The sequence below is a fragment of the Secundilactobacillus odoratitofui DSM 19909 = JCM 15043 genome, from assembly GCF_001434895.1.
Classification (GTDB): domain Bacteria; phylum Bacillota; class Bacilli; order Lactobacillales; family Lactobacillaceae; genus Secundilactobacillus; species Secundilactobacillus odoratitofui.
This window is the reverse complement of the sequence record NZ_AZEE01000030.1, coordinates 280,418-307,097: the sequence shown is the minus strand read 5'-3', so window position 1 is coordinate 307,097 and position 26,680 is coordinate 280,418. Positions and strand designations below refer to the sequence as shown.

Below are 26,680 nucleotides of genomic sequence, written 5' to 3'. Positions count from 1 at the left end.
TTTAAGTAAACTCAAGTAAAATGGATAGTAATCAAGATATACCGAAAGGACCTGGCCATGTCGCAGCAACCTACTATTAACATTACGAATATTATCTGGAGTTTTGACCGGGATACTAAGCTTGTCAACTTGCTACTGGTTCGGCGGGCGGATGCCCCCTTCGCTGATTACTGGGCGTTGCCAGAAACCATCATGCGATCCCAGGAAGGTGCTGATCAAGCCGCTTTACGATTAGTCCGAGAAAAAATCGGCTTAAAACTCGCGAGTTTTCACACCGAACAACTGGCAACGTTTACCAACCCAAAACGAACACCTGAACAGCGAACACTTTCGCTAGCCTACATGACCTTTTTACCGGAGATGCCTGCACTCACCGCTGGTTATGGTGCCACGGACGCACGCTGGTTTAGCCTGCAGTCAACCAAGAACCAGTTCTGTTTCACCAATGGTAAACTTACTTTCACGCCGACGAGTGAAACCAGCCAGTTTAACTACTACCAAAAGTTAGCGAAACGTAAGGCTAAACCCAAGCATTATCTGGCCTTAGATCATGACTGGATCCTAAAAATTGCCTGTGATCGGATACGCAACAAGCTTGACTACCAACCAAATATTTTACTGATTCTCGGTCCGACGTTCACACTCAAAGAAGCCAGAATGATTTTTGCGACTTTCCAACAGATTAAACTTGAAGACATCGATAACTCTAACTTCAAAAAAAATCACCGTCACGTAATCGAAATGGTTGGTACTTCAAGCAGTAAACACCCCGGTCGACCAGCCAAAGTATTTCGGTTAACATATCTTAAGCTATCGGAACACCCCGTTGACGCCAAATAACGTGTCACTTAGTCCACCAATCAAATCCATGATTGGTGGACTTTTTTTGTTCTGCTTAGTCAATTGATCGATAATGCCAATTACTTGACTAAAGCAATGTTTTCTCCTATATTGATAACTAATCATAAAAGTGTTTTTAACTTTTATTAGCTATTATTTCAAACGTTCTTTATTTTTTAACTAAAGGGAGGATTTTGTATCATGCAGCTCAAGCAATATAAACTACTTGGTATTGTTGGTACCGCCTGGCTTTTTGACGCGATGGACGTGGCTATGCTGTCATTCATCATGACCTTTTTGAAAACCGAATGGTCACTAACCCCACTGCAACTGGGGTTGGTTAGCGCTGCTACTTCGGTTGGAATGGTGTTTGGTGCCTTAATTTGCGGCTATCTCGCAGATCGGTTTGGCCGCAAGCACGTCTTGATTTACACCCTGATCCTATTTTCACTGGGAAACGTCTTACTCAGTTTCACCCCTAACGTCACCTGGTTTATTGCGACCCGTTTTCTAACCGGGATTGGTCTTGGTGGTGAATTACCCGTCGCGGCTACCTTAATTGCCGACCGTTACAAAAGTACGCAACAATCACGCATGTTGGTGTTAGCTGATAGTTTTTGGGCGATTGGTTGGATCATTGCTTCAATTCTGGCGTTCATGGTCATGCCGGTAATTGGTTGGCGTTGGACCGTTTTGGCAACGGGAATCACGGCCCTGTACGCGCTGATGATGCGCCGACACCTACCCAACGATGAACCGCGTCAAACCCAAAAAGTAAAGCAATCTAGCTACCGCACGTTGTTTCAGCCGCAGTACCGTCGACAATCGATTCTACTCAGCGCACTGTGGTTTATTGTCATGCTCACTTATTACGGGATGTTTTTGTGGTTGCCAAGCGTTTTGCTGCTACGCGGCTTTCCAATCGTCACAAGCTTCAGTTTTACATTGTTGATCAGTTTGGCGCAGTTGCCGGGCTATTATTTAGCCGCCTATCTGATGGGCAAACTGCAACGCAAAACCGTTTTGACGATTTACTTGATTGGTACCATTTTGAGTGCGCTCGCTTTCAGCATCGCTAACACGAATACCACGATTCTAATGAGTGGCGCTTGGCTGTCATTCTTTGACTTAGGGGCCTGGGGTACCTTGATTGCGCTGACGCCCAGCCAGTTTCCACAAGCCATTCGGGGCACCGGGATGGGCATGGCACAGTCGATTGGCCGAATTGGCGCCACAATTGGCCCCTACTTAGTGGGTTTATTACTGCAATTTAACTTCTCAGTCACCAGTATCTGGGGTGTCTTCATTGCGTTACTCATTGTTGGCGTGATCGTCTTAGTCTTCGGGGTCCGCGAGCAAGCCTTAAGTCCCAAGGAGGCTGCCTGATGCCACTACCACACTACGAATTGATGCATGAATTACAACGCTATATCGACGAGGACGTCGGCGCCGGTGATTTAGCCGTGCCCATTCTGCCTCACTGCTCCGTTGCCGGTAATTTTACAGCTAAACAGGCTGGCGTAATCAGTGGCATTAACATTCCCGGTGACGTGTATCAGCTACTTGGTGACCGCGCTAATTATACGCCACTCGTTGCTGATGGTGATCAAGTTGTAGCTGGCACGACGATTGGCCGGGTTACCGGCAATGCGCAAGATCTATTAGCTGGCGAACGCGTCATTTTAAACCTACTACAACGCATGAGTGGTATCGCCACGGCGACGCAACAGGCCGTTTTAACGCTTGGCAACGCTGAGGTTGGTATCATGGATACCCGGAAAACTGCGCCGGGATTACGACCTTTCGACAAATACGCTGTCACGTGTGGTGGCGGCATTAATCACCGGATGGGCTTGTATGACGCGGTCATGATCAAGGATAATCACTGGCCGTTGATTGGTGACTTAAGTACTGCGGTCCAGCGTTTACGTCAAATAATTGGGCCAACCAAGATTATCGAAGTCGAAGTGGCGACACCAGCCCAATTAGCAACCGCCATTGCCAGCCAAGTTGACATGATTTTGATTGACAATCAATCACCTGCCGTAATGCAAGATTGGTGCCAACAGATTCCAGCTGAGATTAAAACTGAAGCGTCTGGTGGCATTACCCTAGCCAACTTAGCTGCTTATGCTCAAACCGGCGTCGATTTCATTTCACTCGGTTACCTGACGCATAGTGTTGACGCGCTGGATATTTCGTTTAATTTAGTTGGGTAGTCCAGTTTTAATAATTTTTTGAATACACCAAAGCCGTTGCGGATCTTCATTAACGAAATCTGCAACGACTTTTATGTTGTCTATCGAGTGGGTGATGACGGTTACGCCAAAATGCGATTATTGCGCTACTCACAGGTTGGATGACCAGGTTTTCCTTTAAACCAAAAAGTCTGGTCGCTCATAGGCTGGATCGGGATAATCATAAAAACCGTGACCAGTTTCTACACCGAGAGCATCGCGATCAATCATGGCCTTAAGTTGCTCTAAAATAGGCTGATACTCAGGATCATTGCCCTTTCGTTGTGATTCAATACTGTAAAAGGTTCTTAAGCCGACTTTATCGATGATGCCAAAAGGACCCTCGGGTGCGCCGGTCCCAATCATCCAAGTCTGATCAACCGTTGGCGCATCGACAATTCCAGCGCCCCATAAATAAGCAGCGTTCTCCAAGAATGGGGTCAACATCGTATTCAGGACGTAGCCGGGCTGCTCCTTTTTCAATACGATTGGTACCATTTGAATAGATTTTGCGAACTCAGTGAGTTGATGGATCGTATCCACCGAGGTACCCGCGTGACCCATAATTTCCGCCGTGTTATGTTGCCAAATTGAATTGGCAAAGTGTAAGTTAGCAAACTGAGCCGGGGCCCCGGTCTCATCCGCAAACTGGGAAGGCAAAAACGTCGATGAATTTGACGCTAAAATACTATTGGTGGCACGAAGCGTCGCCACTTGCTTGTATAAATTGATCTTAATCGTTGGTACTTCCGGCACCGCCTCGATGATCAAATCGCGGTGACTAAAAGCTTGTTCGGGTACCGTGGTCAGCTGAATGCGCTGGTGCGTTTCAACCAGCTGAGCTGGCGTTGCTTGCATGTCGCGTCGATAATTTTGATCCAGGTTGGCTAACCGTTGACGGGCTTTCTCGATTGCGTCTTCGCTAATATCATAGACGATCACTTGTTTGCCAAAAAAAGCCGATTGAAAGGCAATTTGACTGCCTAAGGTACCGCCGCCTGCTACTGTGACTTGTTCTAACATCCAATCATTCCTTTATCTGCAATTGGAATCGATTCCAAAACTTATGCTACACTACTTGAATAAGTCAACCATGAGAGCGGCTTAACGACTTTATAAAAAATAATGTCCCATTTGTGATAATTTAGCTCCCACTTCAAAGCCGGTTCTCACTGCCCTCTTTTAATGGCAAACATTCACATTTACAACTCAAAAACGCTCCCGAAAACGTCATGGTATTCATCACGTTTTTGGGAGCGTCTGTCAAACTGTTATTTTTCAGATTTCTTTTGTGCGTCAGCCTTACGAAGCTTATCCGCAGTTTCTAAGATATAGTCTTTTAATTCATCTTTGATTTCTGGGTGAGTCAGACCATATTCAACGTTGGTTCTAACGTAGCCAAACTTATTACCAACGTCAAACCGTTGGCCAGTAAATTCGTGGGCAAACACGCGCTGAGTTTGGTTCAAGGTGTCAATGGCATCCGTTAATTGCACTTCGCCACCCTTACCTGGCTTTTGCTTTTCAAGTACATCAAAAATTTCTGGGGTTAATAAATAGCGACCAATAATTGCTAAATCACTTGGCGCATCTTCAACAGCTGGTTTTTCAACGAACTTGCTAACGTTATACAAGCCCTTGTCAACTTCGCTTTGAGGATCAATAACGCCATAAGCTGAGACTTCATCATGTGGCACTTTCTTAACGGCCAAAATTGAAGAGTGGGTCTTCTCGTATTCGTTGATCAACTGCTTAGTCAACGGTACTTCATCACTCATCAGGTCATCGCCAAGCATCACCACGAAGGGTTCGTCAGCAATGAACGACTTGGCGTAACGAATCGCATCGCCCAACCCGTTGGGATATGGTTGCCGGATGTAGTAAATATTTAGGCCAGCTGCCGTCGTCTCGTTTACTAAGTCCAGTAACTTAGTCTTACCTTTTTGTTGTAGGTTCTGCTCTAATTCTGGTGCAGAGTCAAAATGATCTTCAATGGAACGTTTTTGTTTCCCCTCGATGATCAGGATGTCTTCAATGCCACTGGCTTTTGCTTCCTCGACAATGAACTGAATCGTTGGCTTATCAACGATTGGTAACATTTCCTTGGCGAGTGCCTTGGTGGCTGGTAGAAAACGGGTCCCCAGACCAGCAGCTGGGATAACAGCTTTACGTACTTTCATCATTGGAATCTCCTCTACTTACATTTCTGCTTTAATCGCTAGGAACTATTTTACACTATATTATGGTCGGATAACTGAGAATTTCAAAGAAATAAGAAATTATTAACTAGTTAATGACCCTAATGATTCTCACGTTGATACTTGGCCTCCACCGCTGCTTTTTGCGGTTGCCACCAGTCCTTGTGTTTGCTGTACCAGTCAATGGTTTGCTGCAGGCCAACACTAAAATCAGTGATTTGTGGGTGCCAGCCTAACTTACGTTCCAACTTCGACGCATCGATGGCATACCTTAAATCGTGGCCAGCCCGATCACCAACCCAATCGAAAGCATCAGCTGGTTGACCCATTTGTTGTAAAATCATCGCCAAAACCGTCCGATTGTCGAGCTCACCGTTGGCACCGATCAGGTAAGTTTCACCAATTTGACCCTGCGTTAAAATCGTCCAGACTGCCCGTGAGTGGTCACTGGTATGAATCCAATCACGTACATTTTTGCCATTTCCATAAAGCTTAGGCCGAATACCACTGAGGATGTTAGTAATCTGACGCGGAATGAATTTTTCAACATGCTGGTACGGCCCATAGTTGTTCGAACAATTGGAGATCGTGGCCTGTAACCCAAATGACCGCACCCACGCCCGGACTAACAGATCAGAGCTGGCCTTGGTTGCCGAATATGGGCCACTTGGCCGGTATGGTGAGTCTGGTGTGAACTTTCGAGTTTCGGTGGCTGAACGCAGTGGCAAATCGCCATACACTTCATCGGTTGAGATATGGTGATACCGGGTATGATGCCGGACACAGGCCTGGATCAGTTGGTAAGTGCCAACGATGTTAGTGGTCACAAACGGATCCGGGTCTGCCAGTGCGTTGTCATTGTGACTCTCCGCTGCAAAATGCACTACGGCGTCAGCCTGAGCGACCAGTTGATCGACAAGGGCGGCGTCACAAATATCGCCGACCACCAATTGAACTCGATCAGTTGGTAAATCGGCCAAGTTGGCACGGTTGCCAGCATACGTCAATTTGTCTAGGACTGTAATGGTCGTGACTTCCGGATGTTCGGCCACGACATACCGAACAAAATTACTGCCGATGAAGCCAGCACCACCGGTTACGAGTAAATGTTTCATACTATCCGTTCCTCCGTTCCATTCGGTAGCTTCACTAATATGTATTGCTTTTACCATCCATGGTTTCAAAAGTAGGTGGCAGTTTGCCCAACGATATCCATCAATGAACGCACAAAAGCGTCCCGCACGACACGGACCGTCCGGGACACCCTAAAATTCATAATGTTCGTTCAATTTGGATGCGAAGTTGCACCACTTGATCTAAAAATTCGTTAGCATCGGTGGTAATCGACGCCATCAGCTTGGCGTTGTAACTATTCACAAAGCGTTTAACTTGCTTGGTGATTTTCTTGCCTTCCCTTGTCAAATAGAGCTGGCTTGTCCGTTTATCTTCAGTGTTGATTTGCTTGTCAACCAAACCCTTTTTAATCAACTGATTAACCGCTCGAGTGATTGAGCTTGGGTTTAGGTTGATCAATTTAGCAAAATCTCGCTGTCCGATCCCCGGGTGGTCCCCAATCTTCATCAGATAAAAGTAGTTTGTGGCATTGACATCATACGGTTCCAGCGCTGTCGTGACGTAAGTCGTAATTGCCATGTTCAACTGCGCAATCTGTTGAATGAAGTCATTTTTTTGACTGGCTTTAGTCACAAGAAGCCCCCCTCTTACGTAAGTTCGCTTCTATTATAACATTTTATCCAAAATGACCATGGATATGGTGCTCGGATAATCCACCTAAAAAGCCGCTCATAACTTCACGGATGCATCATTACAGCAAACTACCCGCCTGCTGTGACACTACCTTAGCCGCCAACTGATTGGCCGATTCAATTGCCGCTGGTAACGATTGACCGGTTGCTAAGCCTGCCAACATGCCACCACAATGGGTATCCCCCGCACCAATCGTGTTGACGACCGGTACCCGTTCACTCGCAATCACCTCACCGTTACCGTGATCATAGTAGTACGTCCCACGTTCCCCTAACGTGATGATCACTGGCTGTTTGGTCTGTTGATAAATTTGAGCTGCCACCGTCGCCATCGGTTGTTCTGAAGCCGCAAAATAACAAAATTCAGTTTCATTACAGTGAATGATAACGTTGGGTTGTAGCAGTTGCGCAACTGTTTTCGGTTTTAAATAAGCCATTCGCGGCGAGGCATCAAATAAAATAATCGCATCCGGCGCCTGTCGTCGAAGCTGCGTTAAAATCCGCTCGGCCATTTCGGCATCTTCGAGCTGATAGCCACTTAAATACACGTAGGCGTAATCCGTTAACTGAATGCGGTCAAACCAATCATCTCGCCAAACTTGGTCGATACCGGGAATGGTCAGAAAACTTCGTTCACCTGAAGGCTCAACAAGTGACATATCCCACCCGTTATCGGCCTCGTCGACAGTTAGAAGCTCTGGAATTTGCTTGGTTCGTAATTGCTCACGAACGAGTTGGGCATACTGACCCTGGCCCACCGGCACGAACAAATCGGCTGGTGCTTGAGCATACTGCATCGCGCCATATACGTTGAAGGCTGAGCCACCCACCATAGTGGTCATGAGTTGACCGGTCACATCACTACCAGAAACCGGTAAGGTGGGAACGTTGACAACAACGTCCACGTACGCTGCGCCCATAATTAACGTCCGTTTCATTTTGACACCTGAACCGCGCCAGAACGGTGCATGGCCTTAACGATTAACATACAGACGATTGCGAATAATCCGGAGATGAATACCCCCAAACTATTATCCTTGAAGATCCCGTGAGCAAACGGGCCGGTCCAAACCGCGTTATTGGTAAACAGAAAACCAGTAACCGTTGCCAAAACCCACGACACAATACCACCCCAGTTATAGTGGACCGTTGAATCAGCCGTCATCAAGTTAAGGGCGTAACCCTGACGTCGAAACATCTGACTGTCACATAGAAAAATTGCGACCCAACTCGCCAAACAGATACCTAGAAAACTCAGGAAAATTTCAAAGTTACCTAAAAAGTTACCCGAAATGAATAAGACGTATACCGGGATTAAAATCACAATTAAACTATGAATCGTTAATGATGTTGGCTGTGACACCTTGATGCCAATCGTCGCCAAATTGATTCGGGCAGACCGCAGCGACACGATACACTGTGGAATCAGACCACCGGCGGCGACTAGGAAGTAGATCACACCAATCCAGCTTGGTAAGGCCGCGTACATCACGTCAAAGGGATTGCTAGCAGCTGCGAGATTCGGTTCGATCGTGCTTAATAACACTCCACCAGCCATTAAGACAAATAGTGGCACAGCGCCGCCCATCGTAGTATTCCAGAAAGTAGCAGCTGGTTTAGTCGTTGGCTTCACGTAAGCGCCCCAGTCCGCGGCGGCCATTGACCAAGAAATACCCGAACCAGCAGCCACAATACTAACAGCTGGCAAAAAGCCCTTTAACCAACTACCACTCGGTGCACTTAAAGCGGCCGACCAGTTCGCTTTAGCCAAGAACAGGCCCAAAATCACAACGGTGATCAGCCCAAAAATCCAGCTCAACCAGGTTTGAATTTTGGCTAACGTCGCTTCTTTTAATAGCCCTGATAAAACAACGAGGCCACCAAAGATCACAAGCGCAATAGCTGTGGTCACGAATGATTGTTTAACGTGAATCACCTTGAAGAGCGAGACCAATAATAACGTCCCAGTAATCACGTTGACGGCTAGCCAACCGACCATGTTGAACCAGGCGATGGCGTTAGGAATCTTGTTACCGTGGGTGCCATAGGCCGCCCGACTTAACTTAAAAGTCGTCACGCCTTCTCGTTGACCAATCATGGCGACCCAACCTGGTGCTAAGAATGATAGTGCGCCCACAAAGGCCGCTAGAATTGCTTGAAAAAATGATAAATGATAGCTCACAATAATTGCGCCATACACAAAGCCCATAATGCCAATGTTGGCCGCAAACCAGTTATAAAATAATTTGCCAGGTGTTAACGTCTTTTCTGAAGCAGGTACCTTAATCGATTCTTGATCCATTTTTCAACGCCCCTATATCTTTGTTGTGTTGGTCAGTAACTTGTCGGCATAGTTCGATAAATCATGTTGCGGGTTTTGCTGGTCAATCAATTGACACCACTGTGAGTCAATAGCACGAAAGCCGGTTTTTGCTCCACAAATTGCGGTGGCCATGGCACCAATCGTATCAGTATCGCCGCCAAGATTGGCGGCTAACAGCGCTGATTGGTGGACATTTTGGGCAAAATAGGCAATTGCTACCGCAGCGGGAACACTCTCCGAAATCATGGTGCCAGTCCCCACTAAATTGTAGAGACTCCGACTAAACTGCGCCTCATCGCCTTGATAATGATGCGCCAGCTCAATTCCTAAGAGTAGCCGGTCATGGGTTCGGGCTGCCCAAGTTGGTGCGCCACGCCCAAACGCCTGATCATTGCACTGTAACGCGTAGGTCACGATTTCGTCCCAGCTATAATCCACCATCGCGGCAGTCACAGCTCCCGCAACCATGGCAGCGCCACTGTACGCCACATCGCTGGCATGAGTGATTTGCGTGACTGCGCACACCAAGTCGACTAATTGATCCTGTTGCGATGGTTCAAACAACGTGCCAATGGGTGCAATGCGCATGGCTGCCCCATTGGTCAACGCCTTTTGAGTAACCGGTCGCGGATCTTGCCCAGCTTTGATTGCCAGTAACGCGGCTTTACTACTTGGTCCCAAGATGTTGTGGTGCCAAGCATCTACTTGATCCGCCCATGCCAGAATGTGGTCAACCAAGTTTGTGGGCTCCGGTTGCCAATTGGTTTCAATCAGCGAATCCAAGATGGCCAACGCTTGGTTCGTATCATCCGTGTACTGGCCACGCTCAAAGTTGATGCCAATGTCATTGTCAGCTGGGCTCGCCATAAAGGTGGTGATCCGGCCATTGAACGCAGTCCGAATCTTGGACACCGGCCACAACTCTGATGGCATGCCCATAGCATCACCGATTGCTTGACCATACAGCGTTCCTAAAATCTTGTCTCTTGCTCTCAAATGAATCCTCCTTTCTTAGTCAGTAACAGCTTGAAACTTCTCACCGATTAACGTCGCATAAAACGTTGGTAAAAATCGGTCATTATTTGAAGTATATTATACTTTAAATCAAAGAACAACCAACTTAACTCGTTAAAAACACCGCATTTACGGTATTTTCAGCACAATATCACCCTTCATAACAAGCAAATCATGACTCAGAAATTTGAGCCAGTTCCTGATAGAGCCCCTTTAACTGCTGATAAGCCAACTGATAAATATCGTAGTACCGATTATAAATTTTATGACGATCAATTCGTGGTTCAACTCGTTGATCAATTTTGTGCCACTGGCTCACGGCATGCGCTGTCAAAGCCCCGACACCGATACCGGCCAGCATGGCACTACCAAGGTCCGCTTCCCCACCAGTCCGAGTCGTCAGCACCGTTTTCCCTGTCACATCAGCAATCAACTGCACCATCTTTGCCGATTGACTGACGCCACCCACTAACGTAAAGCTGTCGCCAACCTGATTACCGAATTGTGCCAAGCTTTGTCGAACGGCGTAGGCAATCGCTTCTTGAAAAGCCTGATATAGCTCTGGTCTGGTAGTGGTCAGTGACAGTCCTAAGACGGTGCCGCGAACATCTGAATCCCAGAGTGGACTACGTTCGCCCATAAAATACGGTAAGACGATTAAACCATGACTTCCAGCTGGTACGTCAGCACTTTGTTCATCCAAACTTCTCAATCGATCTTTGTCCGTTAGTTCAACCGCAAAATTTTCAGTAAACCAGGTCATAATGGCGCCCGCCGTGTTCGCACCAGTAAAGTTGTAGTAATTTTCCGTTGGCCGATAAGTGTATGGCCAGCCAATGAGTTGCCGATTCAAAAGCAGTTGGTTCGTGACTACGGCGGCGTTCATCGAGGTACCAAGCGCAATGGTCACTTGTCCGGGTGCCAACACACCGGTGCCAACCGTGGCCGGACCGACATCGACCCCGGTATTAAAGATTGGCAGATCAGCTGGTAAGCCTAACTTCATGGCCCAATCTGCCGTTAAATAGCCTGCGGGTTCTGTGCTCGTCACAAACTGTTGCGGTAATTTCGTCAGGTCTAACCCTAATAATTGCGCCAAACTGGGTGACCACATCCGTTGAGTTAAATCGAACACACCACCAAAGTTGCCAGCGGCCGTGTAGTTAATTGATTTCGCACCGGTAAGTCGCATGATGACGTAGGATTCTGGTGATAAAAACTGGTCGGTTGCTTCATATAATTGTGGCTCATGCGCCTTCAACCACATGACCTTGGTAAAGCCAAAGTAAGGGTCGGCCACGTTACCAGTTAACTGCACTAGATCATGATTGCTGATGTGTTCATGAACTCGCTGCGTTTCAGCTGTCGCCCGTCGATCCATCCAGATGAGCGTTGGCCCCAGAACTTTACCGTCTGCATCCACCGGCACACCTGACCCGCCATACAGACCATCGATGCCAACGCCAATGATGTCACCATTGCGGGCCACTTTGGCCAGTCGTTGCAGCGAGTCAGTAACTGCGTTAAACCAGTCGTTGGCGTTTGCCTGCGCCCAACCCGCTCTGGGTGTCTCAATGGTGTACGTTGATTTAACCTGCTCAATAATTTGTCCTGAAGTCGTCATCAAAATTGCCTTGGTGCTCGAGGTGCCGATATCGATGCCAATCAAGTAGTTCGTCATAGTGGTCGCTCCCGTTCTTTGTGTGGAATTGCTGCGGACAGTGGCGCTAACGGGTTCATTATACTGAACATGCAAATCGTAACCTCAGAATTTGGCTTAGATTTGAGAAAATCAGACATTGTTAAATGTATGTTAAAAAGGGAACCACCATTTGGTGATTCCCTTTAAGCACTTCTCATTTAATCATCCGTAACGATAATCAGCTCTCGTTTACTTATGATCCATAATCAACAGTTGCTTGTTACCCGTGATATAACGACCGTTCGTTAATTGGAACCGAGTTGTCCGACCGTGCTTCACGATACGTTTCACTTTGAGCTTAGTACCCTTCTTGTATGAACGCACTTTTTGGTTAGCAGATAACTTCGCATCCTTATAGCTGTTCACACGGTTACCAATTACTCGAACTTGCTTCACTTTGCTACTCCGGAAATGGCTGTCCGCAACGTACTTCGAGCTTGCAGTAATGTAGCCACCATTCACTTTGTAACGCTTGTTGCCCTTCTTGTCATAGGATACGCCGAGCACACGGAAACTTTGTGCTTTAGCACGACTCTGTTTCTTGTAAGACTTAACTGGGCTCGTTAAGGAAACGTTCTTGTGAAGTCGCATTGCCCGCTTTGCGTAAACTGTGTGAGGACGTGAAGTTGTTGATTGGTTGGTGTTTGAGTTACCACCACCCTGGTTTTGGTTATTATTGTCTGGGTTGGTGTTGTTATCAGGTGTAGTATTTTCGTTGCCGTTGTTGGTGTCGCCACCACCGCCTGGAGTACCGTTATCACCGCCACCGCCTGGGGTTTCGCCTTCTTCACCGCCACCGCCTGGGGTTTCGCCTTCCTCACCACCTCCACCTGGAGTTTCGCCTTCTTCGCCACCTCCACCTGGAGTTTCGCCTTCTTCTTCAACAAATGGATTGACAGTTAAATCATATTTCGAAATTGAATATTGACCGCGAACCGATTCTGAATCAAATTTCAGTTCAATTCCTAATTTCAGTGTCTTATCACCTTCAACTGATAAAATATTCTTCTCGTCGTCAGCTTTAACACTTTCATTGTCCACTAGAAGTTGATTAATTTTGAGTAGGTCGCTATTCCCACCAATCGACATCTTTGGTTGGATTTTGTCATAACTTACTTCATTCTGTTCATTAGCGTTAACTTCCCTGCTAACATTTTGCGAATCGAATACGTATTTACCAATATCTTTTACGTTCGGTAAGTTAATCTCTAAGAGTGAGTTTAATCTAAACGCACGATCACCAAGTTCTTCCGCATTCTTCAATTCAAGTTTCTCAATCTGGTTTCTTGCGAAGGCCGACTGACCGATGTGTGTGACTTCTGGTAAGTTAACGGTTTTAATTTCATTATGCCAAAAGGCAAAATCTCCGATTGTCTCCACGTCAGGTAGGTTAACATCTTTGATTCCGTTACTCATGAATGCACCAACATCAATTTCAGTAACTTTTGGCAAATCTAGTTTAGAAATATTGTTATCTAAAAACGAATTTGAACCAATATAGGTGACTTCATCTAAGTTTACATCGTTTAGAAGATTATTTCTGAAAGCTGCGTTTCCAATTACTTTTAATGATGGTAACTCCAATTCAGTTAACCGATTATTTTCGAATGCCTCGTAGTCAATTTCTTGAACCATCGGTAAATCTAAATGTTTTAACCGGTTATCTGTGAACGCGTCGCCTCCGATTTTAGTTACATTTGGTAAGTGTAAATTTTCAATTTTATTATTTGAGAATGTACCGTATTCAATTTTTGTTATGTTGGGAAGGTTGACATTCAAAATTTGATTATTCGCGAACGCATACCCTCCAATAATTTCCAACCTAGGAACATCTTCTTCATCAATATTGACGATTTTGTTTTCATAGAATGCCTGAACGCCAATTTCAGTAATTTCAGGAAGATCAATTTCTTGAATTGAATTTCCTGAGAAGGCATAATTCCCGATTTTTCCGCTTCCTTCGATTGTTACTTTTGAAATTCCCGGTAACTCAGAATCATAATTACCTGCTGCATATTGAAGATTGTTAAAGCTAAACGTTGAGTTGCCAATACTTTTAACAGCTGTTTCTCCAATCACATCAGGAATTCGTAGTGCAGCTCCGGCTAATAATTTCTCGGCAGTTTCTGTATTAGCTTGTAAGCCAGTGATATTCCCTTGTGAGTCAAGCCTAACATCATCTTCACTCAAAGTCACTTCTTCGACATTCTCAACATCCCGAACCGTCTGCGTAACAGGCGTCTCTTGCGCGTTCTTCACATTCGCCATCGCCGGTGTCGCAGTCCCAATCAGTAATCCTAACGCTAATACACTACTGAACAACTTAATCTGTTTTTTCATTCCGAGTCCTCCTATTGTGGGGGGCTAAAAGTAACAACAACTGTTTTGCTGTCTTAAAAGTAACAGATTGGCAATAGTGTTTGCCATAAATATGCTATGAGTTCATAAAAATATACTAATTTGGTCAAATTCTCCTCACACTTTTTCGCACATAAAAAGTGCCCTAATCGCTGTTAAATCAGTTTTTCGAGCCATCGACCATATAAAAAGCTGCTGTCACTTCAAATCAGGTAACAGCAGCTTCAAAATTATTCAGTTAAATCAAAATCACTTTACATAAGCTGTCTTAAAATTCCACTCCTCACCAGCCGTATTATGCACAATCCCCTTCACATTCGGATTTTGCAAATACGAAGTGGTCTGTTGATAAAGCGGGGTCATCCCTTGATCCTTGGTAAACAGCCGACTGGCCTGAACCAAGTCATGCCAGCGCGCTTCAGCGTTGTTGGCATCCTGATTCTGTGCCTTACTAATCAAGGCGTCGTAGGCTTTATTACTATACTTCCCATAATTATAAGCCGTGCCAGTTTCTGGAATCTGTAAGAACGAAATTGGGTCCTTGAAGTCGGCGCCCCAACTCGAAACCGTCATGTCAAACTCACCCTTTTGACCGAGCTGGTTGGCAACCTGTCCGGGTACTTGTTTGATGTCGAGGTTGAAACCGGGTAATACCTGTTCCAGTTGGCCCTTCAAGTACTGTGTGACCGGGCTGGTTGTCTGATCATCACTGGCGGCAGTCACGGTTAAGGACAACTTCTTCAACCCTAACTGCTTCAGGCCTTTCTTCCAGTAGGCTTGGGCCAAGGCTTTATTGTAAACCACGTGGTTCTTAACCTTCTGTGCCTGACCGAAGTCTTCACCGGTCTCCGGATCAGCTGCAAGTCCGCTGGTGACAAAACCAGTTGGTGTCGTTGAGCCATTTCCAAGCACTTTCTTGGTTAATTCATCACGGTTGACTGCCAGTGAGAACGCCATTCGAATATTGCGATTATGAATGGCTGCGCGCCGGACGGAATTTGGATCCTTGAAGTTGTATTTGAGGTAGGTAATATAAGCGAAAGCGTATTGCTTGAAGGCCTTATTATTTTGATAATTCTTCACTTGTTCGCTTGAAAGTGGCGTTAAATCCAGCTTCTTTTGGCGGTATAGGTCTAATCCCGTCGAATTATCGGCGACAATTTGATAATTAATCTTGTGTAACTTCACGGCCTTTTTATCCCAGTATTGGTTATTCTTAACGAAGTCCCACTTATTGCCGGTCCCAGTCCAATTTTCAATCTTAAATGGGCCGGAATAGACGTTGTACTGTGAGCGTGTCGCATACTTTTTACCATATTTTTCAACGATTCGCTGACTCTGTGGCGCAAATAACGAGTACGTCATCAACGTTTTAAAGTAGGCGATTGGTTTATTGAGTGTAACCACGACCTTGTGCTTTCCCACCGCTTTGATACCTAATGTCTTAGCGGCAACCTTACCATCGTTGACTTTTGTCGCGTTCTTAATACCGCTGAACAGATAAGCATACTGCGACTTAGTGGCTGGCGTTACGGTTCTACGCCATGAATAAACAAAGTCCTGAGCTGTGATGGCCGAACCGTTACTCCACTTTGCATGCCGCAAGTTGAAGGTCCAAGTTTTACCATCCTTTGAGACGCTGCTGGACTTCGCCAAACCGGACGTTACCTTCCCGTTCTTACCAAGGCGGAAGAAACTTTCGTAGGCGTTTCCCGTTTGACTAAAATCAGTTGCCTTTGAAATATCCAGTGACCCGATTGGCTGTGACATGCTGAGATTCAGCGTTTGCTTATTGCTGTCACTTGACTGCTTACCACATGCGGCAAGTAAGACGGCCACCCCAGCCACCATTATTGTCGCGACGTACTTTGTTCTCTTGACCATTTTGACATCTCCTGTGTACCCAAATTGATTAACCCAAATACCGATCTGTCCCGACACACCTCCATCAACGATTGCACGAAAAAAGTGCACCAAAGCCACTTCTGGCCTTGATGCACTCCACGCGTTCAGCGTTGTTTACTGGCAAAATTGCGCACGCCAATGAAACAATTCAGTGAACGTTTGAGAAACCACGGTCATTCCAATTGTTGTGTTGACACATACACATTTTGCAACAATCAACTGACATCATCGTGATTTCCTCCCTGCTCTGTATTTGATAATTCAAGCATAATCATTTGGTTACTAAAAGTCAACAATACCGTCAACGCTGATCGGAGTCTTAATTTACCCGTTCGAAGGCTGTTTACACTCTCAGAAATGAGTGTCGTATTATTTCTGAACGTCTTCTCGATTTTTCTGAGTTTCAAAAAGTACGTCAACGTGTCTGATTGCATTTCACAAAATTGGCCAATTACACACTAAAAAAAGTCAAATTAGAACTAAACCTTCTCTTGTAGGCATTTACAGGTTAAAATCCAAAGTTACAACACTGAAAACTGCAGATTGAACAAACTCACTTTAGAATCATGTGCATCGTTCAAACTGGGAACCTCGATTATGCTTCCAATCATTTAGCATTTTTATCTAAAATTCGCTACAACCTATCCCGGTCTTAACGGCAAAAATCGAAATATTTATCATTTTAATTTTCACACCGAAAAATTCTCAAATCACACTTGCACAAAAACGATTTTACCGCTACATTTTCGCACCAATTATATTTGTTATAAATTTCAAACCAGTATTCTTCAAAATATGTCCAAAATCAACTCAAATTACTTTCCAAAATGACTAGTTTTTCAGCATCGATAACTTATCCCACTATGCCATTATGATTCATAACTTATACCACATAATGACTAAACAACCGCAAACAAATTGTCGAAACTTTCACATTTTCAACCATCAAAAAATTCTATAACACCATGCAGAATTTAACCCCAGAATTCAACCTACCAGCATTTTAATCACTTAAAATTTCAATAATCCATTCAAAAGATTGTCATAATCAAGCAAATAACTATTTTCCAATGATTCTTATCGTTTGATAACTAAATCTCACCATGATATTCTGCCCGTGAGTTAAGAATCACACACTAGAAAGGAGTAACACATTATGAAAATTGGGGTTCCTAAGGAAATTAAAGACCAAGAAGAACGTGTCGGGGCGACACCTAGCACCGTTGCCAGTTTGATCCACGCGGGTCATACGGTGGTCGTGGAAGCAGGTGCCGGCGTTGGGTCTGGTTATTTGGACGAAGACTACACCGCACAAGGCGCAACATTAGGCAGTGCGGCTGAAGCCTGGGATGCCGAAATGATCATTAAGGTTAAGGAACCGTTACCATCAGAGTACGGCTTCTTCAAAAAGGGCATGATTGTCTACACTTATCTCCACCTGGCCGCGGATCGTGAATTAACCGACGCCCTGCTGGCTAACGAAGTCACCGGGGTCGCGTATGAAACCATGGTTGGTCGTACCGGTGGTTTACCATTACTCTTCCCAATGAGTGAAATTGCGGGCCGAATGTCCATCCAAGTTGGTGCGCACTTCTTAGAATCTGCACATGGCGGCAAAGGGATCTTACTACCTGGTGTTACCGGTGTTCATCGTGGCAAAGTTACCATCATTGGTGCTGGTACCGTTGGCTTCAACGCTGCTAAAGTAGCCGTTGGCATGGGTGCTCAAGTGACCATCTTAGATATCAACGCCCAACGTTTAGCCGAAGTGGATAACATTTTCAACGATAAGATCCAAACGTTGATTTCCAACCCGCATAACATTAAAACCGCTGTCGAAGGTGCTGACTTAGTGATTGGTGCCGTACTGATTCCTGGCGCTTCTGCACCTAAGCTGGTGACGGAAGACATGATCAAAAACATGGCTGACGGTGGCGTGATCGTAGATATTCCAATCGACCAAGGTGGGATCTTTGAAACCAGTACTCACGCGACAACGCATGACGATCCAGTTTATGTGTCACACGGTATTATCCACTACACTGTTGCCAACATTCCAGGCGCCGTACCAAAGACGTCAACTGATGCCCTCACCAGCGCAACAGTGGGTTATGCCATTGAAATTGCGAATAAGGGTATCAAGGCTGCGGCCGATGATAACAACACCGTTTTCACTGGCATCAACACCTTTGCTGGCCAATTAACATCCAAGGCCGTTGCGGACAGTCTCGACTTACCATTCGCTCCATTCCAATAGATTGAGTTGTGATCATTATGGCAAAAAAAATAGACATCAACCTCATCTTAAAAAATGCGAGTAAGAGCGAAGAAGAACGTACGTTAAGTCTGTTTGATCTGTCGATTCTGGGAATTGGTGCGATCATTGGTACCGGGATTTTAGTGCTGACCGGTATCGTGTCGGCCACAGAGGCTGGCCCTGGTGTGGTCTATTCCTTCCTGATTGCGGCAGTCGCCAGTGGTTTGATTGGACTGTGTTATTCCGAACTAACCACCAGTATGCCAAATTCTGGTAGCGCTTACATCTATGCGTATGTATCGCTAGGTCAGGTTGGTGGCTTCTTTGCCGGCTGGTCGCTGATTGGCGTTTATGTGACCACGACTGCGACGGTGGCAAACGGCTGGACCGGGTATTTGAATTCCTTTTTAAAAGAAATTCACATTAATTTACCGGGCAGTCTGCTGGCCTCCCCGTTCGTCGGCGGTATCATGAACTTACCTGCGATCATCATGATCGTCCTGATTACCTTTGTTTTAACCCGCGGTACGAGCGAGAGTAAGTGGATCAACAATATTTTGGTGATTATCAAACTGTTGGTGATTCTAACTTTCATCGGCGTGGCCATGTTTGACGTTAACACCGCTAACTGGCACCCATTCACACCTTTCGGCGCGTCTGGGATCTTCACCGGTGCTTCGACCGTCTTCTTCACCTTCCTTGGCTTCGACGCTCTGGCAACTTCAGCGGAGGACGCCAAAAACGTCAATCGTAACTTACCACGGGCCATCCTGATTTCATTAGTCGTCTGTACAACGCTGTACATCATTGTCAGCTTAGTCATGACGGGCGTGGTTAAGTACACCATGTTGAACGTACCAGAATCCATGTCATTTGTGCTCTTAAATAAGGGCCACGTGATGGCTTCTCAAATCGTGGCTGCCGGTGCCGTACTGGGAATCATGGCCGTGGTTTATGCGTTCATCTATGCCGGTTCTAACATCATGAAGGCAATGGGCCGTGGTGGCTTTTTACCAAAGAGTTGGGCCGCACTAAATGGTCACACGCAAAGCCCAAACACTGCGCTGTGGATCAACGGTCTATTAGCCGCAGTACTAGCCGGTTTCTTGGATATTAAAAGTCTGGCCATTATTGCCAACGTAGGCTCACTGACAGTTTTCGCACTGATTTCGTTAATTGTAATCGTCCTACGTAAGCAACAACCTGACTTAAAACGACCATTCAAGATTCCGCTTGGTAGTGTCATTCCCGCCCTGTCCGTGCTCGTTTGTCTCTTCCTCTTGGTCAACATTCAATTAAACGCCTGGTTGACCTACTTTGCCTGGTTAGTGATTGGTTTTATCATTTACTTTAGTTATTCTGTCCGGCATATTGATGCTGAACAAAATGGGTAAACTGTTGTGTTCCAAGTGATTCTTGACTCATACAAAATTAAAAATAACTTTTCCCACAAACAAAAACCAGCTTATCCGGGGGTTGACCGGATGGGCTGGTTTTGTGTTACTCATTAGATTGAGAAACGCAGCATCAATGGCATTTTAGTAAGTAGTAAATCCTGACAGAAATTGACATAACTGTTTTTCCTGCTTGTGCATATCCATTAAAAATTGTTCCCACTGACCGGCTTGTGAGACACCAATACCGTACTCGGTAACTTGCGGTCGCGATTCATCATCTACATATTGACCTTCAATCTGTACCGTATCGCTTACTGCAACATCAGTCCCAGATAAATGGATCAATACGCCTCGATTACTTTGAAATCTCAACATGTAAGCCATCATCTGTAATCTGTCATGACTCGCAATTCCTTCAGGAAACTTATACTTTGCATCTACGGGCACTTGAATTTCGCCTTTTTTCAGATAATCTGGATAAATTAGCCCCTTATCCACTCTGTCTTTAAAAAGATACTGTTTATCCTGACCAATTTTATTATGTGAGTGAACAAAGTTTTCTTCAATAACGGCCCCAATATATTCTTCAAATAACCAGGCTGCATCAATCAAGATACCATTTAATATCGATTTAGAGCCTTGCTGTAGCTCAGTACCTTCTAGAAATGCTCGACAAATTCGGATTAAAGGTAAATAGTTCAAAAAATAATTATTTCTGAGTTGAATTTTTTTACTCTGTGCAATGACCTTTTGTCGATTCTTCAATTGGTAATTTGGTGTGTTGGCAACGATCAACGCAACGTTTTTTCTAATTGTTTGATCTCGATTTAGTAAGTTTCTTAAATTAACATCTGCCTTAATAGCCTCTAGCGCATGCCGAATTAACTCCAATAGTTCCGTATCCCTGGTAAACTGATGGCCATTTGTTGCAAATTTACCGACAAATGGCACATTAACTTTCAATTGTCGTTTAACATCAATTGCACCGTGTAATTGGTAATCATTGAACTGTTTATTCTCATATTCCTTGTATATTCCTGCTTGCATTGCTTTATTCAATAACGCAGGAATAAACATGGCGAGAATTTTGGTACCAGTCATTTTCCCGATATTCAAACCTAGTTCACTACTAAGATTCAAATGTAGTGCACGATAAATCATATATCTCAAAAAAAATTGATTCTGACTTGAATCAACCCTTAACCCAATTTCTAGTTGACTAGTTCTGATCGATAAAAAGCCAACAATATTTGTCGTCCAAAGTTGACCTTTGTAGTGCGTTATCAAATAGCTATCAGACGCTGACAAATCGGGACTAGATTTCAACGCAGCTGGAAAAGATAAGACGCCTTGGTTCGTCAGAGCAGCGAGATTTTGATCACTAATTTCTTTAATTAGGCCCTTAGAAGCAATATTACTGGCAACTGGCTGATTATCCTTCAATTCATACTTCATAACCAGCACCCCTACTTGGTAGAGTCAAAAACTTTTTTAAATTTTGATAATCGATCTTCAAAATCGTCTAATCCTTGAAGATACTCGGTCAGCAACGGTTCGATATCCTCCTGCCATACGTCATCAATACTGACCTCTGGATCAGTGAGTCGCATGCAATAACCGGGGCCAATTTCATAATCTTGACTGAGCACATCATCTTTACGAATCGCATCGTTTAATCGGTTGAGTTTATTCGTTATTTTTCGGCGCACTTTTTGGTCTTGAATGACATTCAACATTTTGACACTGTCCACCGCGTTGATTCTAATGAACCTAAACCGCCTTCTCATTGCAAAATCAATAGTCTCCGCGCTTCGATCAATGTCGTTCATTGTTCCAATAATATATACATTTTCTGGAATATAAAATGCTTCATCAGACTTACGATGTAAATTTGCATATTGGGTCGTTACCGCGCTTGCCTTACCACGATAGCCAGGATCAATCGCAAAGAATAATTCACCAAAAATTTTGCTGAGATCACCACGATTAATTTCATCTATGACAAAAATATAAGGTTTTTGAGTATCTGCTTTGGCTAGATTACAGAACGTCATGAAGATACCGGGTTGCAAGGAGAATTGAAGTTGGCCACCTTCTAATCCAGCAGGCCGAAGTCCTTCCACAAAATCTGTGTAGTCATAACTCGGATGAAATTGAACAAAACCGTACTGTTTACTTGCCATTAACGCTTCACGCGGTACGCCCAAAATATTTGAGGCAATCGTCTGGGCCGTGTAAGTTTTACCGGTCCCTGGAGCACCATGCAAGATGATATTTTTATCTCTTAACAACTGGCTGGATAACTTTTGATTATAAAGTTTTTGATCAAAGTACTTCATATTCTTAAGAATATCGGGGTAGTTTGATTCATTAATATTAATTTCAGAATCATCAACCTGATTAACTTTATACTTCGCACTGTAGGCTCTAATTTCTTGACCAACCAGTTTAATCGGTACTTCAAAATTAGTATTAGTCGTGAATTTATCATGTGTGAGCGTCTTAAAGTTTTCAACCCGTGGACTGGCTATAAAAACCCGTGGTTCCCCAAAAATAGTTCCGCCCCAGTCAAAATATAAATTAACCCAACCAATATTCACGTACGGTGTTTTCAAAAGTTCGTTTTTACCAAATGCAAAATGACGCGTTACTTTTGTCCCATCACTTAATTCAATTGGTTTAGTCTTGCCACCTACTACATAATTTTCAATCTGGTCTTTATACTCTGTAGGCGTTTCTTTGGCAATTGATTTCTGACAAATTTGAAAGAATTCAGTCACATAATCTTCAAACATCTTAACGTCTTGTTCATTCAGTTGATCTTCCATAAATAGTTGCTCCTAATTTAATTTGTCGATTTATTTCATAAAGTTCAAACCATCCGCCAATTAGATTACAGATGTGAATGGCCTTACATTTGAAATTCCGTTTTACGGCTATCCTTGTTTACAAAACACTTGTAAGTATTATTCTTTTATAAATAATACACTATCGCACCCTTGTTCAGCCAAAATATTTTTATAAGTGACTAAAAATAACCTCAAAACACGCATTCCTTTCACTGAGAGTGATGTGTTTTGAGGTTATATCGCGTTACCATTGGCGTTATACCGGCAATTACCAAGAAGTTATCCATTCCTGCTTTTGAGCACTTTCCGCATTAATTTTAGTCATCAAACTAAGTTCATTTTTTATACTCTCAAAAAAATCCAAATCAAACAAAAAGTACCGTAGATTTCCTCATCAAATTCAGAAATCTACGGCACCTTATTCTGTAACTAGCTAAGCATAGCTTGATGCCACTTATTTTTACAACACGATTAACGCCTAAAGCTTCGCAATCAGCTTCAACGAATCTTGGACATCTTCATCCGACGCTTCAGCCATCTTTTGAGAAATGTTTTCGGTGATAATCATCCCCATCACGCGCTTAACACTCGCTTCAACGGCACTTAATTGCGTGATGACGTCCGCACAGTCGCGGCCCTCTGCCATCATAGCTTGGATGCCGCGCAGTTGGCCTTCCGCACGCTTTAAACGATTGATTAACTTTGGATCACAAGCCATCATGACACCTCCTTGAATTAACCCCTACTATATCACGAGTTCATGTACTGTGCCAGTCGTGCCTTAAAGGCTGGCTCTGGCGTAAAGCCCACGATGCGATCAACCACTTGACCGTCCTTTTTAACGATGAAAGTTGGAATCCCTTGAATCTGCATTTGCTGGGCAACTTGCTGGTTCTCGTCCACGTCAATGGCTTTAAACGATACTTGACCATCAAGCTCATTAGCCATATTTTGGACGATTGGCGCCATCATCTTACATGGTGGACACCAAGTTGCGTTGAAATCGACGACAACGAGTCCTGAATTAGTTTCCTGTTTAAAATTTTGATCATTAATTGTTTTAACACTCATCACGGCACCTGCTTTATTTTTGATTAACTTTATTATACCTATGTAGGGTATATATATCAAATAATTTGTTTTCACCATTAAAACAGCAATTATTTAATATATTGACATTATACCTTTAGGGGGTATAATAAATCACAACAAATGATAAATTTCACATATAGGAGGAATTACCATGTCAAACAAGTTCATAATTGTCGGCGGTGTTGCAGGTGGTGCGAGTGTTGCGACCCGATTACGCCGGTTAAATGAAGATGCGCAGATCGTGATGTATGAAGCAGGTCCCTATATCTCCTTTGCTAACTGTGGCTTACCCTACTATGTTGGTCAACAAATCAAAGAACGTGACAGCCTCTTCGTCTCCACACCCGAAGATATGCAACAGGACTTCAACATTCCAGTACACCTTAACAGTAAGGTTACAGCCATTGATGCTGACGCCCAGCAAGTCACCGTTCAGACGCCAGATGGTCAGATTCAAGATCACTACGACCACTTGATCTTATCCACTGGTGCCAGTCCAATCGTGCCTAACTTCCCTGGCTTGGCAGAAGCACAAAACGTCTTTACTGTCAGGACGGTACCCGATGTGGATGCCATTACCCAGTTCATTGAGACCACCAAGCCAACGCACGCAACCGTTGTTGGCGGTGGCTTTATTGGCCTTGAAATGGTCGAAAACCTCCACGACCGCGGTTTAGCCGTGACTTTAGTCGAAGCTTCTGATCAGGTCATGCCAAACCTAGATTTTGAAATGGCGCAGTATCTGCATGAGCACCTTAATTTAAATGGTGTCGATGTGCGCCTAAACACCAAGCTCAATGGCTTTACAGCACACGGCCACGTTCTTGAACTGGGTAACGGCGAGACGCTGCAAACGGACATGGTCATTCTAGCCATCGGTGTCAAGCCAACGTCTAAACTGGCAATTGACGCTGGCATCAAGACGAATGAAAAAGGCTTCATCACAACCAATGCGCAATTTGAAACCAACCTACCTAACGTTTATGCCATCGGTGATGTCAGCACCGTTGTGAACGCCGTCACCAAACAGACCGTTTCGATTCCACTGGCCGGTCCAGCCAACCGACAGGGCCGCTACCTCGCTGACCAACTCTGTGGCATTGATCACACCAACCCAGCTGTACTGGGTACTTCAGTTGCCAAGGTCTTCGCCTTAACTGCTGCTGCGACTGGTGCTAATGAAAAGCAACTGACTGCCGCTAATATGGCGTATGACGTCATTCACCTCCACCCTAATTCAAGTGCCGCCTACTATCCCGGCGCCGCACCAATCGAATTAAAGGTCCTTTTTGCGCCAACCGGTGAAATTCTCGGCGCTCAAGCTGTCGGGACTAAAGGTGTCACCAAACGAATTGACGTCATCGCGACTGCCATGCATTTTCACGCTAAAGTCAGCGAACTAGCTGATATCGAAGTGGCCTACGCACCGCCATACGCTTCAGCTAAGGACCCCGTTAACTTTGCTGGTTTTATCGCCATGGACGTTGCGGACAATTTAGTCAAGCGTGTCCAATGGCACCAAGTTGATCAATTGATTGCCAATAAAGCTTATTTTCTGGACGTCCGGAACCCTGATGAATTATTAGCGGAACCTAAAATTGAAACCGCTGTCTCGATTCCGCGAAGTGAAATTCGTGACCGTTTGAGCGAACTACCAAAAAATCAACCAATTTACGTTTACTGTGCAGTGGGCCTCCGTGGTTATAACGTGGCCCGTGTACTGGCACAAAACGGTTTTGATGTCTACAATCTGGACGGCGGCCTCAAAACTTATCGGGTCGCCAAATACCAGTTAACCCATCCCGAGACACCAGCGGCGAAACCCGCAGCGCCAACAACAGCGACGGCTGCCACCACGGCTCAATCCACCACAAAACAAATCGAACTGGATGCCTGTGGTCTCCAGTGTCCCGGCCCGATTTTGAAAGTGCGTCAAACCATGGACGACCTGGCTGACGGTCAGCAAGTTAAAGTGACCGCTTCTGACTTTGGCTTCTACAAGGATATCGACGCCTGGGCCAAGGCTACCCACAATACGATTATCAACAACGAGATTCAGGGTGACAAGGTCGTAGCGACGGTCCAAAAAGGTGTCACAACTGAGGCCTGTGACACTTTGGCGACCGAGGCTGCCACGACTTCAAGTCACGAGCCCACCACAAATACCAATAATGAAGGCACAACGATCGTTGTCTTCGACGGTGACTTTGATAAGGCGATTGCCAGCCTCATCATCGCTCAGGGTGCCGCTGCAATGGGCCAGCCAGTCACCATGTTCTTCACCTTCTGGGGACTCAACGTCATTAAGCGCCCCGGCGTTAAACTTCACAAACGTGGGATGGCCAAAATGTTTGATATGGCCCTTCCTCACGGTGCTCAAAAGCTCCCACTTTCCAACCTCAACATGTTGGGTGCTGGTCGCAGCATGATGAAAAAACTCATGCGGAAAAATAACGTGGATCAACTCGAAACCATGTTACAAAAAGCACAGGATGCTGGCGTTAAAATGGTCGCTTGTACCATGAGCATGGACTTGATGGGCGTTGAGCAGGCCGAATTAATTGATGGCGTCGAATTTGGCGGTGTTGCATCGTACCTTGGTGATGCCCGCCAACGTAACACCAGTTTGTTTATTTAAAGTTACCGCGTAAAGGTGACCCAGTTGGGTCACCTTTTTTACGTTGTCTGAAAGGTCCTCGGTAAGGATTTACAATTGTGAAATGAAAATGCAGTTGACAACTC

Annotated in this window: 20 protein-coding genes; 6 read left to right on the top strand and 14 right to left on the bottom strand. The window is 44.9% G+C overall.

Annotation, left to right across the window (positions count from 1 at the left end; all coding sequences use genetic code 11):
• Nucleotides 1-57: 57 nt before the first annotated feature.
• The 3 genes from FD04_RS11700 (at nucleotide 58) to nadC (ending at nucleotide 3,059) form a co-directional block, all read left to right on the top strand.
• Nucleotides 58-840, top strand: a complete 783-nt coding sequence (locus FD04_RS11700) for an NUDIX domain-containing protein (protein WP_054701323.1) — start codon at nucleotides 58-60, stop codon at nucleotides 838-840.
• Nucleotides 841-1,041: 201 nt separating this feature from the next.
• Nucleotides 1,042-2,226, top strand: a complete 1,185-nt coding sequence (locus FD04_RS11695) for an MFS transporter (protein WP_054701320.1) — start codon at nucleotides 1,042-1,044, stop codon at nucleotides 2,224-2,226.
• Nucleotides 2,226-3,059 (top strand): carboxylating nicotinate-nucleotide diphosphorylase, encoded by an 834-nt coding sequence (gene nadC, locus FD04_RS11690; RefSeq protein WP_054701318.1) that lies wholly within the window; start codon nucleotides 2,226-2,228, stop codon nucleotides 3,057-3,059. Before FD04_RS11695 ends, nadC begins: the two co-directional genes overlap by 1 nt.
• Nucleotides 3,060-3,215: 156 nt before the next feature.
• Here nadC and FD04_RS11685 read toward each other — a convergent pair whose 3' ends face one another.
• From FD04_RS11685 to FD04_RS11640, 10 genes are all read right to left on the bottom strand, one after another.
• Nucleotides 3,216-4,100: a 3-hydroxyacyl-CoA dehydrogenase gene (locus FD04_RS11685; RefSeq protein ID WP_056948954.1), complete on the bottom strand. Its 885-nt coding sequence runs from the start codon at nucleotides 4,098-4,100 to the stop codon at nucleotides 3,216-3,218.
• A gap of 248 nt (nucleotides 4,101-4,348) precedes the next feature.
• Nucleotides 4,349-5,257 carry a UTP--glucose-1-phosphate uridylyltransferase GalU gene (gene galU, locus FD04_RS11680; protein WP_056948953.1) on the bottom strand — a complete coding sequence of 303 codons (909 nt, stop codon included), beginning with the start codon at nucleotides 5,255-5,257 and terminating at the stop codon, nucleotides 4,349-4,351.
• A 119-nt stretch (nucleotides 5,258-5,376) separates the two neighbouring features.
• Complete coding sequence (gene rfbB, locus FD04_RS11675) at nucleotides 5,377-6,390, bottom strand: dTDP-glucose 4,6-dehydratase (RefSeq protein WP_056948951.1); 1,014 nt, start codon at nucleotides 6,388-6,390, stop codon at nucleotides 5,377-5,379.
• Between the two features lie 157 nt (nucleotides 6,391-6,547).
• Nucleotides 6,548-6,982, bottom strand: a complete 435-nt coding sequence (locus FD04_RS11670) for a MarR family transcriptional regulator (RefSeq protein WP_054701311.1) — start codon at nucleotides 6,980-6,982, stop codon at nucleotides 6,548-6,550.
• A 118-nt stretch (nucleotides 6,983-7,100) separates the two neighbouring features.
• Nucleotides 7,101-7,979 (bottom strand): PfkB family carbohydrate kinase, encoded by an 879-nt coding sequence (locus tag FD04_RS11665; protein ID WP_054701308.1) that lies wholly within the window; start codon nucleotides 7,977-7,979, stop codon nucleotides 7,101-7,103.
• Nucleotides 7,976-9,343, bottom strand: coding sequence for a purine-cytosine permease family protein (locus FD04_RS11660; RefSeq protein ID WP_056948950.1), 1,368 nt, complete (start codon nucleotides 9,341-9,343; stop codon nucleotides 7,976-7,978). The genes FD04_RS11665 and FD04_RS11660 overlap by 4 nt, the downstream gene beginning before the upstream one ends.
• 12 nt (nucleotides 9,344-9,355) lie before the next feature.
• Nucleotides 9,356-10,360, bottom strand: coding sequence for an ADP-ribosylglycohydrolase family protein (locus tag FD04_RS11655; protein ID WP_054701305.1), 1,005 nt, complete (start codon nucleotides 10,358-10,360; stop codon nucleotides 9,356-9,358).
• Nucleotides 10,361-10,550: 190 nt separating this feature from the next.
• Complete coding sequence (locus tag FD04_RS11650; RefSeq protein ID WP_054701302.1) at nucleotides 10,551-12,059, bottom strand: FGGY-family carbohydrate kinase; 1,509 nt, start codon at nucleotides 12,057-12,059, stop codon at nucleotides 10,551-10,553.
• A 210-nt stretch (nucleotides 12,060-12,269) separates the two neighbouring features.
• Nucleotides 12,270-14,420, bottom strand: a complete 2,151-nt coding sequence (locus FD04_RS11645) for a leucine-rich repeat protein (protein ID WP_054701299.1) — start codon at nucleotides 14,418-14,420, stop codon at nucleotides 12,270-12,272.
• A 267-nt stretch (nucleotides 14,421-14,687) separates the two neighbouring features.
• On the bottom strand, nucleotides 14,688-16,322 hold the full coding sequence (locus FD04_RS11640) for a peptide ABC transporter substrate-binding protein (protein ID WP_056948949.1): 1,635 nt from the start codon (nucleotides 16,320-16,322) through the stop codon (nucleotides 14,688-14,690).
• Nucleotides 16,323-17,499: 1,177 nt separating this feature from the next.
• Here FD04_RS11640 and ald point away from each other — a divergent pair.
• Together ald and FD04_RS11630 are read left to right on the top strand one after the other, a co-directional pair.
• Nucleotides 17,500-18,600 (top strand): alanine dehydrogenase, encoded by a 1,101-nt coding sequence (gene ald / locus FD04_RS11635; protein WP_056948948.1) that lies wholly within the window; start codon nucleotides 17,500-17,502, stop codon nucleotides 18,598-18,600.
• A gap of 17 nt (nucleotides 18,601-18,617) precedes the next feature.
• Nucleotides 18,618-19,994 (top strand): APC family permease, encoded by a 1,377-nt coding sequence (locus FD04_RS11630; protein ID WP_056948947.1) that lies wholly within the window; start codon nucleotides 18,618-18,620, stop codon nucleotides 19,992-19,994.
• 144 nt (nucleotides 19,995-20,138) lie between these two features.
• Here FD04_RS11630 and FD04_RS11625 read toward each other — a convergent pair whose 3' ends face one another.
• The 4 genes from FD04_RS11625 to trxA form a co-directional block, all read right to left on the bottom strand.
• Nucleotides 20,139-21,452: a 5-methylcytosine restriction system specificity protein McrC gene (locus tag FD04_RS11625; RefSeq protein WP_056948946.1), complete on the bottom strand. Its 1,314-nt coding sequence runs from the start codon at nucleotides 21,450-21,452 to the stop codon at nucleotides 20,139-20,141.
• 11 nt (nucleotides 21,453-21,463) lie between these two features.
• On the bottom strand, nucleotides 21,464-22,825 hold the full coding sequence (locus tag FD04_RS11620; RefSeq protein ID WP_056948945.1) for an McrB family protein: 1,362 nt from the start codon (nucleotides 22,823-22,825) through the stop codon (nucleotides 21,464-21,466).
• 499 nt (nucleotides 22,826-23,324) lie between these two features.
• A complete protein-coding gene (locus FD04_RS11615) occupies nucleotides 23,325-23,564 on the bottom strand; it encodes a metal-sensing transcriptional repressor (RefSeq protein WP_056948944.1) in 240 nt (79 codons plus the stop codon).
• Between the two features lie 32 nt (nucleotides 23,565-23,596).
• A complete protein-coding gene (gene trxA, locus FD04_RS11610; RefSeq protein WP_054701290.1) occupies nucleotides 23,597-23,917 on the bottom strand; it encodes a thioredoxin in 321 nt (106 codons plus the stop codon).
• Nucleotides 23,918-24,089: 172 nt separating this feature from the next.
• Between trxA and FD04_RS11605 the strand changes: the two genes are divergently transcribed.
• On the top strand, nucleotides 24,090-26,576 hold the full coding sequence (locus tag FD04_RS11605) for an FAD-dependent oxidoreductase (RefSeq protein ID WP_056948943.1): 2,487 nt from the start codon (nucleotides 24,090-24,092) through the stop codon (nucleotides 26,574-26,576).
• Nucleotides 26,577-26,680: the final 104 nt, after the last annotated feature.